This window comes from Micromonospora sp. DT178 (assembly GCF_049841695.1).
Taxonomy (GTDB): Bacteria; Actinomycetota; Actinomycetes; order Mycobacteriales; family Micromonosporaceae; genus Micromonospora.
The window spans coordinates 133,371-145,498 of record NZ_JBNCKV010000006.1 but is presented as its reverse complement, the minus strand read 5'-3'; the positions used below and the strand labels follow the sequence as shown (position 1 = coordinate 145,498).

General features: G+C 74.8%; 11 protein-coding genes. 5 read left to right on the top strand and 6 right to left on the bottom strand.

Going from position 1 to position 12,128, the window contains the following annotated elements:
* Positions 1 to 236: 236 nt before the first annotated feature.
* The 4 genes from ACLQ22_RS13625 to ACLQ22_RS13610 all read left to right on the top strand — a co-directional run bounded on the left by ACLQ22_RS13625 (position 237) and on the right by ACLQ22_RS13610 (position 4,789).
* Entirely contained in the window at positions 237 to 1,427 is a 1,191-nt protein-coding gene (locus ACLQ22_RS13625; RefSeq protein WP_425692579.1) for a sensor histidine kinase, read from the top strand.
* Positions 1,424 to 2,095 carry a response regulator transcription factor gene (locus tag ACLQ22_RS13620; RefSeq protein WP_425692578.1) on the top strand — a complete coding sequence of 224 codons (672 nt, stop codon included), beginning with the start codon at positions 1,424 to 1,426 and terminating at the stop codon, positions 2,093 to 2,095. Before ACLQ22_RS13625 ends, ACLQ22_RS13620 begins: the two co-directional genes overlap by 4 nt.
* A gap of 256 nt (positions 2,096 to 2,351) precedes the next feature.
* Positions 2,352 to 3,200: a DUF308 domain-containing protein gene (locus ACLQ22_RS13615; protein ID WP_425692577.1), complete on the top strand. Its 849-nt coding sequence runs from the start codon at positions 2,352 to 2,354 to the stop codon at positions 3,198 to 3,200.
* A gap of 170 nt (positions 3,201 to 3,370) precedes the next feature.
* A complete protein-coding gene (locus ACLQ22_RS13610) occupies positions 3,371 to 4,789 on the top strand; it encodes an alpha,alpha-trehalose-phosphate synthase (UDP-forming) (RefSeq protein WP_425692576.1) in 1,419 nt (472 codons plus the stop codon).
* A 24-nt stretch (positions 4,790 to 4,813) separates the two neighbouring features.
* Here ACLQ22_RS13610 and ACLQ22_RS13605 read toward each other — a convergent pair whose 3' ends face one another.
* The 6 genes from ACLQ22_RS13605 to ACLQ22_RS13580 form a co-directional block, all read right to left on the bottom strand.
* Positions 4,814 to 5,617: an alpha/beta hydrolase gene (locus ACLQ22_RS13605; protein ID WP_425692773.1), complete on the bottom strand. Its 804-nt coding sequence runs from the start codon at positions 5,615 to 5,617 to the stop codon at positions 4,814 to 4,816.
* A gap of 132 nt (positions 5,618 to 5,749) precedes the next feature.
* Positions 5,750 to 7,156 (bottom strand): flavin-containing monooxygenase, encoded by a 1,407-nt coding sequence (locus ACLQ22_RS13600; protein ID WP_425692575.1) that lies wholly within the window; start codon positions 7,154 to 7,156, stop codon positions 5,750 to 5,752.
* 91 nt (positions 7,157 to 7,247) lie between these two features.
* Positions 7,248 to 7,955, bottom strand: a complete 708-nt coding sequence (locus ACLQ22_RS13595; protein WP_370040661.1) for an endonuclease/exonuclease/phosphatase family protein — start codon at positions 7,953 to 7,955, stop codon at positions 7,248 to 7,250.
* Between the two features lie 10 nt (positions 7,956 to 7,965).
* Positions 7,966 to 8,913 (bottom strand): ROK family glucokinase, encoded by a 948-nt coding sequence (locus ACLQ22_RS13590; protein ID WP_425692574.1) that lies wholly within the window; start codon positions 8,911 to 8,913, stop codon positions 7,966 to 7,968.
* 76 nt (positions 8,914 to 8,989) lie between these two features.
* A complete protein-coding gene (locus ACLQ22_RS13585; RefSeq protein ID WP_425692573.1) occupies positions 8,990 to 9,634 on the bottom strand; it encodes a hypothetical protein in 645 nt (214 codons plus the stop codon).
* Between the two features lie 31 nt (positions 9,635 to 9,665).
* Complete coding sequence (locus ACLQ22_RS13580) at positions 9,666 to 10,121, bottom strand: SRPBCC family protein (RefSeq protein ID WP_366641998.1); 456 nt, start codon at positions 10,119 to 10,121, stop codon at positions 9,666 to 9,668.
* Positions 10,122 to 10,314: 193 nt separating this feature from the next.
* Between ACLQ22_RS13580 and ACLQ22_RS13575 the strand changes: the two genes are divergently transcribed.
* Positions 10,315 to 12,117 carry an AMP-dependent synthetase/ligase gene (locus ACLQ22_RS13575; RefSeq protein ID WP_425692572.1) on the top strand — a complete coding sequence of 601 codons (1,803 nt, stop codon included), beginning with the start codon at positions 10,315 to 10,317 and terminating at the stop codon, positions 12,115 to 12,117.
* Positions 12,118 to 12,128 lie beyond the last annotated feature (11 nt).

Below are 12,128 nucleotides of genomic sequence, written 5' to 3'. Positions count from 1 at the left end.
CTACGAACCCGATGCCGGCCGCCACAACGTGATCCGGCCCGCGCGACGTGAGCGTCCATCCCGGACGCGGCGGACGGTGGCGAGCGCCGGGCGGCGGGCGGCCGTGCCGGCAGGCGGGCGGTGTCGCCTGTCGACGTACCGCCGGCCGCCACGGATACCGCGCAGGGCGACGGTCGGTCGGGACACCCGTCGGCCCCGCGGGTGGGCCGGCGGCACCTACGCTCGGAGGTGTGCGGGTGGCCGAGACGCAGCGGGGGGCGGGCCGGGCGGCGGGCAGGCTGGTCCGGCTGCCCCGGGCCGCCGTGCTGGACCTGCTCATCGGCGTCGCCGTCTCGGCCGTCGTGGCCTTGGCGATCACCGCGAACGTGGGCGGCGACCGGGGACGCGACGTCCCCGCCTACCTGTTCGCCGTCGGGCTCGGCGCGCTCGTGCTCCTGCGCCGCCGCGCGCCGACCGCCGTGCTGGTGGTCAGCGCCGCCGGCCTGGTCGCCTACTACGTGGCCGGTTACCCGCCGGTCGGGCTGGCCCTCCCCCTCGCCGCGGCGCTCTACTCGGCGGCCGAGGCCGGGCAGCTGCGCTGGGCGGTGCTCGTGGGGCTCGGCCTGCTCGTCGTCTCCACCGCGTTCCGCGCGGCGGACGGCGCGAGCGTCGCGTACCTCATCGGCTTCGAGCTGGCCTCCAGCGTCGCCATCATGGCCGCCGCGGTCGCCCTCGGCGACGGGGTCCGGTCCCGGCGGCTGCGGCGCCGGGAGCAACGGTGGCGGCTGCGGCAGCTGGAACGCGACCACGCCCGGGAGGCGGCGCGCCGGGTCGAGGAGGAACGGCTCCGGATCGCCCGGGACCTGCACGACGTGATCGCCCACCACATCTCCGTCATCTCGCTGCACGCCGGCGTGGCCGACGAGGCCCTCGACGACGACCGGGCGGCCGCCCGGGCCGCCCTAGGGCACGTCCGCTCGGCCACCACGCAGGTCGCCCGGGAGCTGCGCACCACCCTCGGTCTCCTGCGCGACCCGGCCGTGGCCGAGCCCCGGCAACCGGTGGCGGGGCTGGCCGGGCTGGACGCCCTGGCCGCCGGCGCGCGGGCCACCGGGCTGCGGGTCGCCGTGAACCGGCAGGGCGAGCTGACCGGTCTGCCCGCCGCGGTCGACTCGACCGCCCACCGGCTGGTCCAGGAGGCGCTGACCAACACCCTGCGCCACGCCGGCGCGCGCACCGTCGAGATCGACGTCGTCCGCGGCCCGCGCACCCTCGCCGTCGCCGTCCGCGACGACGGCCGTGGGCAGCACGAGGACGCCCCGCGCGGGTACGGGCTCGGCGGCATGCGGGAGCGCACCGCCCTGCTCGGCGGCACCGTCACCGCCGGCAACCGACCCGGCGGTGGCTTCGAGGTACGCGCCGAACTACCCCTGGGAGGGACCACGTGATCCGGGTGGGACTCGTCGACGACCAGCACCTGGTCCGCGCGGGGCTGCGCGCGCTGCTGAACCGGGCGCCGGACATCGAGATCGTCGGCGAGGCGGGCGACGGCGACGCGGCGTACCGGCTGGCGGTCACCGAGCGGCCCGACGTCCTGCTGATGGACGTCCGGATGCCGGGCACGGACGGCATCGAGGCCACCCGCCGCATCGTCGCCGACGAGCGGCTCACCGGCGTACGGGTCGTCGTGCTCACCACGTTCGACACCGACGAGTACGTCTTCGAGGCGATCCGGGCCGGCGCGTCCGGCTTCCTGCTCAAGGACACCGGCCCCGACGAGCTACGGGGAGCGGTGCGGGTCGTCCGGGCCGGGGAGGCCCTGCTCTCCCCCGCGGTCACGCGGCGGGTCATGGCGGCGGTGCGCGCCGGCGGGCGGGAGCCGGACCCGGCCCGGCTGGGCTCGTTGACCGCCCGGGAGCGGGAGGTGCTGGCCGAGGTCGCCGCCGGCCGGTCGAACGACGAGATCGGCGCGGTCCTGCACATCAGCCCGGCGACCGCCCGGACGTACGTGAGCCGGCTGCTGGCCAAGCTGCACGCCCGCGACCGGTCGCAGCTCGTCGTGGCGGCGTACGAGAGCGGCCTGGTGCGGCCCGGCTCACCGCCCGACCCGGGCTGACCGGCGCTCGGCGCGTTCGCCGGCACCGGCGCCCCCCGGGCGGCGCCGTCGGTGGGGCTCCGTTGAAAAACATTCAGCAAGAACGGACATAAATCCCCGGGCGCGACCTGCGACAGGGCCTCTGACTTCGTACGCCGCGCCACAAGGCACTCCCGGAACCGGGTCCGGACGTGTCACGATTCAAGGCACGGCGTGCGGTCGGCGCCGAGGGGGCTCAGGCGGCCGCGCCGCGGGCGCGTGATGAGGAGGATGTCCGGTGTCAGCGGGTGGGGCCCGCCGGGGACGGCGGGACAACGGGCTCGACGCGAGCGAGTACGCCATCGCCGGCGACGTGGATCCGCGCGTCGGCGAGCACCTGCTCGACGTCCTGGCCGCCGGCGGGATCGCCGCCTACCTCCAGCCCTCGGCCGACCTGAACCCGGTCACCCGGACCACCACCGTCCCGTCCCGCCCCGTCGACCGGCTCTACGTCGACCGGTCCCACCTGAGGACCGCGCGGGACTACCTGACCCAGCTCGCGGACGAGACGGCCCCCGAGAAGCCCCGCGAAGACGAGCCGGACATCGAGGCCGAGTGGGCCCGTATCGTCGCCGGCTTCCACACCACCGCCCCGCGCGGTGGCGACAACCCGTGGCCCGCCGCCGAGGACGTGGACGACGCGCCCGGGCCCGCCGGCGGACCGGTGACCCTCGGCACGCCCGACGAGCCCGCCGGGCCGACCGCCACCGACGTGCGCCGGCTGCCGTACGCGGCCGACATCTCGGGCGTCTCCCTCTCCCGTGGCCGGCAGGACGAGCCGTCGCTGCTCGACGGGCTGGACACCTTCGGCGCCGACCTGCCCGACGACGAGGCGGAGGACGAGCGTTACACCCCGCCGCCGCCCCCGCCCCTGCCGCGCTTCTCGAAGTACGCGGTGGTCGGTGTGCTCGCCATCGTGCTCGGCTTCGTGCTCTTCCTCTTCCCCTCGGTCTTCCCCGTGGCCGACCCCTCGGTGGTCAACCTGTTCGGCTTCACCGGCATCCTCGCCGGCTTCGTCGCGCTGATCTGGCGGCTGCGGCCCGGCGACGACGAGGACCGCGACCCGGACGACGGCGCGGTCGTCTGACCGCCGGCACTCCTGCCCGCATCCCGGGACGACGGACGCCCCGCGCCGGGGGCGCAACACTGGTGTAACTTACTGTCAGTAGGAATACCGCTGTCCGTCACATCCCTCGCTGACTGCCCGGTTGTTCCTCCGCTGCGGCGGTCGCTCCCCTGCTGATCGGAATGCCCGAGATGCGACAGAGTTCCCTCGTGGTGGTGGCCAACCGCCTGCCCATCGACGACAGTGTGGCGCCCGACGGGGCCTGCGAATGGCGCCGCAGCCCCGGCGGCCTGGTCAGCGCCCTCCATCCCCTCCTGCGGCACACCCCGGCGACGTGGGTCGGGTGGGCCGGCGGCACCGGCCCGGCGCCGGCGCTGCCCGACGTGGACGGCGTCCGCATGCACTCCGTTCCGCTGAGCGCCGAAGACCTGCGCGACCACTACGAGGGCTTCGCCAACGCCACCCTCTGGCCGCTCTACCACGACTCCGTGGAGCAACCGGAGTATCACCGCAGCTGGTGGGAGGCGTACCAGCGGGTCAACCAGAGGTTCGCCGAGGCCACGGCCGACATGGCCGAGCCCGGCGCGGTGGTGTGGGTGCAGGACTACCACCTGCAACTGGTGCCCGGCCTGCTCCGGCAGCTGCGGCCGGACCTGCGGATCGGCTTCTTCCTGCACGTGCCGTTCCCGCCACCCGAGCTGTTCATGCAGCTCCCGCGCCGGGCCGAGTTGCTGCGCGGGATGCTCGGCGCCGACCTGATCGGCTTCCAGCGCTCCCAGGCCGCGCACAACTTCGCCCAGCTGGTGGCGAAGGTGCTGGACGTTCCCGCCACCGACCGGCGGATCGCCGTCGACGACCGGGTGGTCCGGATCGGCGCCTTCCCCGTCTCCATCGACACCGTCGAGATGGCCGCGCTGGCCACCCGGCCCGACGTGGCCGACCGGGCCGCCCGGCTGCGCCGCGACCTCGGCAGTCCCGACCAGGTGATCCTCAGCGTCGACCGGATGGACTACACCAAGGGCATCGAGCAGCGGCTCAAGGCGTACAGCGAGCTGCTCGCCAACGGGCACGTCAAGGTGCGCGACACCGTGCTCGTGCAGGTGGCGGTGCCCAGCCGGGAACGGGTCGGGCAGTACCAGATCCTCCGCGAACGGGTGGAACGCGAGGTCGGGCGGATCAACGGCGAGTACGGCCGGGTCGGCGAGCCGGCGATCCACTACCTGACCCAGCCGTTCGACCGGGCCGAACTGGCCGCGCTCTACCGGGTCGCCGACGTGATGGCGGTGACCCCGCTGCGCGACGGGATGAACCTCGTCGCCAAGGAGTACGTGGCCGCCCGCGTCGACGACACCGGCGCGCTGCTGCTCAGCGAGTTCGCCGGCGCCGCCGCCGAGCTGCCGCAGGCGTACCTGGTCAACCCGCACGACCTGGAGGGGCTCAAGCAGGGGCTGCTCGCGGCGCTGCGGGCGGGCCCGGACGACCTCGGCGCGCGGATGCGGGCCATGCGGGCGCACCTGCACCGGCACGACATCCGGGCGTGGGCCCGCTCCTACCTCTCCGCCCTCGACGAGAGCGGCTCGCTGCTGACCCGGCTGGGCGCCGCCGGCTGAGGCCGGCGGCGCGGCCCGCGTCGGTCAGGGCCGGCCGGTCGGCGCCGGGTCCTTCTCCAGCCAGTCCAGGATCGCGTCGACCGGCTCCCGCCACCGCACGTCGAGCATCATGTCGTGGCCCATGCCGGGAAAGAGCAACGGGGCGGAGCCGTATCGCCGGGCCGCCCGGGTCAGCGCCGTCGCCGGGACGACCCGGTCGTCGGGGCTGCCCAGCACGAGCACCGGCGGGTCGCCCACCGCCGGCTCGGCGGCCCGCCCGGTCAGCAGCTGCCACTGGGCGCGCCGACCGGCCCGCCCCAGCCGGCCCGCGTAGCTGCGGGCCTCCGCCTCGGGCAGCTCCCGGCTGAACAACTGGCGGCGGTGCAGCCGCAGCGGCCCGCCGAACACCGCCGGCAGCGTGCCGACCGGGTTGCGGCGCAGCGCCGTCCCGAACGTCGCCCAGCCGCCGAACACCGGCGCGACCAGCACCGCGGCCCGGGCCGGGTAGCGGGCCAACGCGTGGGCCACCACGAGCGCCCCGGCGCCGTGCCCCACCAGCACCGCCTGGCGCGGCAGGCCCGCCGCCACCTGGGTCACGTCGTGGGCGTACGCCCGCAGCGTCGCCTCCGGCGCCGGCCCGCTGTCGCCGTGCCCGCGCAGGCTCAGCGCGTACGCCGGGAAGCCCCGGGACGCGGCGTGGCCGAGCCAGTGCTCGGCGAACGCCCAGGCGCCGTGCCCGAAGCCCGGTACGAAGAGCAGCGGCGGGCGTCCCTGTTCCACCTCGGGGGCCGCGCCGAGCACCTCACGCCGGACCGGGCGGACCGGACGGGCCCACTCCCGCCCCCGCATGATCCGCACGTGACTCACTGTTCCGGCCTTTCGTTCGCGACTGCGGGGCTCCGCTGCGCTGCACTCCTCGCGCTCACCGGTCCGGCCTTTCGTTCGCGACTGCGGGGCTCCGCTGCGCTGCACTCCTCGCGCTCACCGGTCCTCCAGGCTGTCCAACGCGCGCTGGACGGCGCGCAGGTAGTCGGCGTGGCCCACCTCGAACCAGTGCCGGCTGCTGTCCTTGACGGGCCCGGCGTACCGCTCCCCCGCCTTCGCCGACACCCGGGCGGCGAAGGCGGCCGCCCGGTCGGGACGGGTCACGCGCAGCCGCAGCAGCCGGGCGAAGAGCACCGACTGCCAGTGCGACAGGGGGAAGATGCCCGAGTCCGGCTGGACCAGCCCGGCCACGGCCAGCGTGGGGCGGCCGGGGACGAAGGCGTTCAGCCAGAGCTTCGGGCGGCCCTCCCCCGCGTCGTCGCCGAGCACCTTCGGGTCGAGGAACTCGAAGCGCGGCAGGTACCCGGTGGCGAAGACGACCAGGTCCGGGTCGATCTCCCGGCCGTCGGAGAGCTCGACGGCGTACGGGTGGAAGCGGACGACGTCCGGCACCGGCGCGATCCCGCCGTGGCCCACGTAGTAGACGAGCTGGCTGTTGGCGATCGGGTGCGTCTCGTAGACCCGGTGGTCGGGCTTCGGCAGGCCGAAGCGGGTCAGGTCGCCGACGGTCAGCCGCAGCGTCCAGTGGTAGAGCCACTGCCGCACCCGCAGCGGCACGCGCAGCGCCAGCAGCGCGTCGTTGACCTGGTCGGCGGGGCGGCCGAGGACGTACTTCGGGGCGTACCAGTAGCCCCGGCGGGTCGAGTGCCAGCAGCGCGACGCCTGCTGGGCGGCCTCGACGGCGATGTCGCAGCCGGTGTTGCCGGCGCCCATCACCAGCACCCGCTTGCCGCGCAGCTGCGCCGGGTCCTTGTAGGACGAGGCGTGCATGACCTCGCCCCGGAACTCCTCCAGCCCCTCGTAGCGGGGCAGCTTCGGCGACCAGTTGTGGCCGTTGGCGACCACGACGGCCGCGTAGCGGGAGGTGCGTTCCGGGCCGTAGCCGCCGGTGCTGCGGGTGGTCACGTCCCAGCGGTCGCCGGCCACGGGCTCCACCCGGACGACCTCGGTGCCGAACCAGATGTGCCCGCGCAGGTCGAAGTGGTCGGCGTACCGCTCGAAGTACGACAGCAGCCGGCTGTGGTGCGGGTAGTCCGGCCAGTCGTCCGGCATCGGGAAGTCGGGGAACTGGGTGAACGGCCGCGACGAGATCAGGTGCGTGCTCGCGTACACCGGGCTGCGGTCGTGCCGCCAGTTCCAGGCGCCGCCGACGCCCGTCTCCCGCTCGTAGCAGTCGACGCCGAAGCCGTGTTCCTTCAGGTTCTTGATGGCCGTGAGACCGCTGGCCCCCGCGCCGACGACGCAGACGGTGTCGCCCCGGTCGGAGACCGGCCGGCCGTCGCGGGTCAGGGCGAGAGTGCTCGCCTCCGGGTCGGGCCGGCCGTGGTCGGTGGAGGTGGACACCGGGATCTCCTTTTGTGCGGCACGAGTGCCGGGTCGCGCAGCATCCTCTCCACTACGGAGCGGGTTGTCCAGCCCCGGCCGCGCCGGAGGGTCAGTCGGCGGCCGGCAGCAGCAGGTCGACCAGGACAGGGAAATGGTCGCTGGCGCGGCGGGTCTGCGGGGTGTCCACCACGTCGTAGTCGACCACCGTGATCCGGGGATCGACGAAGAGGGCGTCGATGCGCCGCCGCGGGTTCGTGCAGGAGTAGGTGAGCCGGTCGGCCCGGTCCATCGCCACGGCGGCGTCGGTCAGCCCGCGCGCCACGGTGGCCCAGGCCGGCCCGTCCGGCCCCTCGTTCAGGTCGGCCGCGGCGACCACCGGCGTGGTGGCGGCGTCCAACTCGCGCTTGAACAGCGCGGCCTGCGCGGGCCGCTCGGCCGGGTCGGTGGACAGGTGCGACCCGGCCAGGGTGAACCGGGCCGCGCCGGCGACCACGCACTCGGCGTACGCGGCGCCGCGCAGGTGCCGGCCGGGGGTGAGCGGGAAGCGCTGGCAGCGGTCGGCCACCACCCGCACCCGCAGGCTGGTCAGCAGCAGGTTGCCCAGCGCGGGCAGCCCGCCGGCGGCCACCACCAGGCCGAAGGACTCCGCCAGCGCCGCGGACTTCTGCCGCCACCGGAACCGGCGCGGCCCCTCCTGCACGATCACCACGTCCGGCCTGGCGTCGCGGACCACCGCGGCCAGCGCGGCCGTGTCGTCCCGCTGGCTGTGGATGTTGTACGACACGACGCGCAGCGGCACGCCCGGGCTCTGCGTCACGGCCACCGCCTCAGATCCGGCGGGCCAGGTCGGCGGCGCCGATGACGCCGGCGGTGTTGCCCAGTTCGGCCGGGCGGATCTCGGCGACCGGGAGGCGGCTGCGCTGGGCCAGGGCGTCGGCGAACGACCGGCGGGTCGGGCCGAGCAGCAGGTCCCCGGCGTCGATCACCCCACCGCCGACGACGAGCACCTGCGGGTCGAGGATCTGCGCCATGTCGGCGAGGCTGGTGCCGAGCCACCGGCCGACCTGCGCGAACGCCTCGGTGGAGACCGGGTCGCCGGCCTGCGCGGCGGCGGTGACCATGGGTCCGGTGACCGCCTCGGCCTCGCCGTCGGCCAGTTCCAGCAGGCCGGTGGCGCGGTGCGGCTCCTGCCGGGCGGCGGCGCGGGCGAACCGCACCAGGGCGCTGCCGCTGGCGTACTGCTCGATGCAGCCGAGCCGGCCGCAGCCGCACTGGTGGCCGTCCGGCACCGTCAGCATGTGGCCCAGCTCGGCGGCGATGCCGTTGGCGCCCCGCAGCAGTTCCCCGTTGAGCACGATGCCGCCGCCGACGCCGGTGCCGATGGTGAACATGACCATCGAGTCGTCTGCGTCGCGGGCCGCGCCGTGGCGGAACTCCGCCCAGGCCGCCACGTTGCCGTCGTTCTCCACGATCACCGGCAGGCCGGTGGCGGCGCTGACGTAGTCGCGCAGCGGCTCGTCCCGCCACGCCAGGTTCGGGGCGAACAGCACGGTCGAGCGGCTGGCGTCGATCCAGCCGGCCGCGCCGATGCCGACCGCTTCGATGGCGTGCCCGGAGGCCAGCTCGCGGACCAGTTCGGTGATGACGTCACGGGTCTTGGCGACGTCGTCGGCGGGGGTGTCCCGTCGGGCCTGCACGAGGACCGTGCCGGCGGCGTCCACGACACCACCGGCCACCTTCGTGCCACCGACGTCGACTCCGATGGTCAGCGTCACCGCTGCCACTCCCCTCTGCTGTGCTGCCCGCACCGGCGCCGGCGGACGGCCGGCGCGCGGTCGGGATGTGCGTTGGTCAGGCCCCGTCGCCCGGGGGTTGCTCGCCCTCGTCCCCCGGTGCCCGGGACGCGGGGACCACGGGCCCGTCGGTGGACGTCCGGACGGTCACCGCGGCGGCCTGCCCGGCGACGTCGACGGGCGGTACGGCGGCCGGGGCGGCCTCGTCCTCCGCCCGCGTGGCGGCGGACCAGACGTCCCGCTCCGGTGCCGGCTGAGAATCATGCCCGCTACGGGTGGCCTCGCGCCACACGTGGTCGTCCGCGCCACCCGGCCCGGGGGTGCCCGCCGGCCCCGAGGGGGCGTCGGCGGAGGGCTCGGGCGGGGTGAAGGCGCGCAGCAGGCTGGCCACCCCGGCGGCCAGGTCGCCGGCGCCGGTGGCGAGGCGCTCGGCGAATTCGGGACTCGGGTCGCGCAGGGCGGCGATCCCCCGACAGACCGGGCAGACGCAGCACTCTGCCGCGCCGGTGGCGAAACCGCCCGCGGGCTGCCCGGCCGAGCCACCCGGGCCACCGCTGTGACCGAGGACACTCGACACGATCCCACCGAGCGGACCCCACTGCCCGCCCTTCGAACCGGCCGCGGCCAGCCGGGCGGCGGCCAGCGCCGTGGCGACCAGACGTTCGGCCTCTTCCCGGGCCGAACCCGGATCCGTTGCACCCATGGTCGGCTCCCCTACCGTGCCACCGGACGCGTCACTGCGCCGCACCGGATGCTTCTACCCGGCGCTTGAGCTGCTTCAACGCGGTATCCATGATCATTTTTTCGGCCTTGCGGCGGAACATGCCGAGCATCCCGACGGAGAGCTCGACCTCCAGGGTGTAGGTCACCGTCGTGCTGCCGTCCGGGTTGCCGTCCAGGTCGTACGAGCCGCGCTGGAACTTCTGCATCTTCGAGGGCGCCACCAGGTGCCACTCGATCCGGGAGAGGTCCTCGGCGTACTCGTAGGCCAGCACGTACTCGTCGGCCAGCACGCCGGCGTCGATGGTGAAGCGGACCTGGCTGGCGTAGCCGTCCTCGTACTCCTCGATCACCTCCACCCGCCGCATCGCCTCGGTCCACTCCGGGTAGCTCGGGAAGTCGCAGATGACCGCCGCCACCCGATCCGGTGACGCGCCGATGATGATCGACTGGGTGGAGGTGTCCGCCATGGGGGGAGGCTACCCGGCACCGGCGGCGCCCACGCCGCGCCGCCCCCGGGCACGCCGGATCGAAGCGTCCGGCGGCGACCCGCGGGCAGCCTGGGCGACCTGCCTTTTCGCCCCGGTCACCCGGGCGGGTAGGTTTCGACAGAGCCGACCCGTGGTGGCGGCCGGCCCGGCCAGTGAGCACGAGGGAGTGCAGGTGCGCGAGTTCTCCGTCCCGCCGATCGTCACCGTCGGCGACGCGGCCAACCTCACCGACCCGGTCTGGGACAACGCCGAGGTCGCCCCGGACACGGTCCAGTTCGTCCGCCCCACCGGCGCGGGGGGCACCTGGTCCGACGTCACCTGCCGGCAGTTCCGCGACGAGGTCGTCGCGGCGGCCAGGGGCCTGGTCGCGGCCGGCGTCCAGCCCGGCGACCGGGTCGGCCTGATGAGCCGCACCCGCTACGAGTGGACCCTGCTGGACTACGCGATCTGGGCGGCCGGCGCGGTCACCGTACCGATCTACGAGACCTCCAGCGCCGACCAGGCCGCCTGGATCCTGTCCGACTCCGGCGCGGTGGCCTGCGTGGTGGAGAGCAACGCCCACGCCACCCTGGTCGCCGGCGTCCGGGACCGGCTGCCCGACCTGCGTCACGTCTGGCAGATCGACCTCGACGCCGTGGCCGAGCTGGTCCGGGCCGGCGAGGCGGTCGACCCGACGGAGATCGACCGGCGGCGGGCCGCCGTCCGCGCCGACGACCTCGCCACCATCATCTACACCAGCGGCACCACCGGCCGCCCCAAGGGCTGCGTGCTGACCCACCGCAACATGTACGCCGACATCGCCAACGCGGTGCCGGTGCTGCCGAACCTGTTCCGGCCGGGCGCCTCGACCCTGCTCTTCCTCCCGCTGGCGCACGCCTTCGCCCGGCTCATCCAGATCGGCGTGGTGCAGGCGCGGGCCACGATGCGGCACTGCGCCGATCCCAAGAACCTGGTCGGCGAGTTGCAGGAGTTCCGCCCCACCTTCGTGCTCTCGGTCCCCCGGGTGTTCGAGAAGGTCTACAACGGCGCCAAGCAGAAGGCCGAGGCCGACGGCAAGGGCACGATCTTCGCCCGCGCGGAGCGGGTCGCCATCGCGTACAGCGAGGCGCTGGAGACCTCCGGCGGCCCCGGCCTGGCGCTGCGCGCCCAGCACGCGCTCTTCGACAAGCTGGTCTACCGCAAGCTGCGGGCGGCGCTCGGCGGCCGGTGCCGGGACGCCATCTCCGGCGGCGCCCCGCTCGGCGCGCGGCTGGGCCACTTCTTCCGCGGCATCGGCGTGAACGTGTGCGAGGGCTACGGCCTGACCGAGACCTCCCCCGCCGCCGCCGCGAACCTGCCCGACGCCACCCGGATCGGCTCGGTCGGCCGGCCGCTGCCGGGGGTCACCATCCGCATCGACGACGACGGCGAGATCCTGATCGCCGGCGACCTGATCTTCCAGGGCTACTGGCGCAACGACGAGGCGACCGCCGAGGCGCTCAGCGCGGACGGCTGGTTCCGCACCGGCGACCTGGGCCAGCTCGACGACGACGGCTTCCTGAGCATCACCGGCCGCAAGAAGGAGATCATCGTGACGGCCGGCGGCAAGAACGTCGCCCCGGCCGTGCTGGAGGACCAGGTCCGGGCCCACCCCCTGGTCAGCCAGTGCGTGGTGGTCGGTGACCGCGCGCCGTTCATCGCCGCGCTGGTCACCCTCGACGAGGAGGCGCTGCCGCGCTGGCTCGCCTCGGCCGGCCTGCCCGAGGACACCCCCGTCGAGAAGCTGCGCGACCACGAGGGGCTGCGCGCCGAGATCCAGGGCGCCGTCGACGCCGCGAACCAGGCGGTCTCCAAGGCCGAGGCGATCAAGGTGTTCCGGATCCTGCCCCACGACTTCACCGAGGCGACGGGCGAGCTGACCCCGTCGCTGAAGGTCAAGCGGCAGGTGGTGCACAAGTCGTACGCGGCGGAGATCGCCGACATCTACCGGGGCTGACTACCATCCGT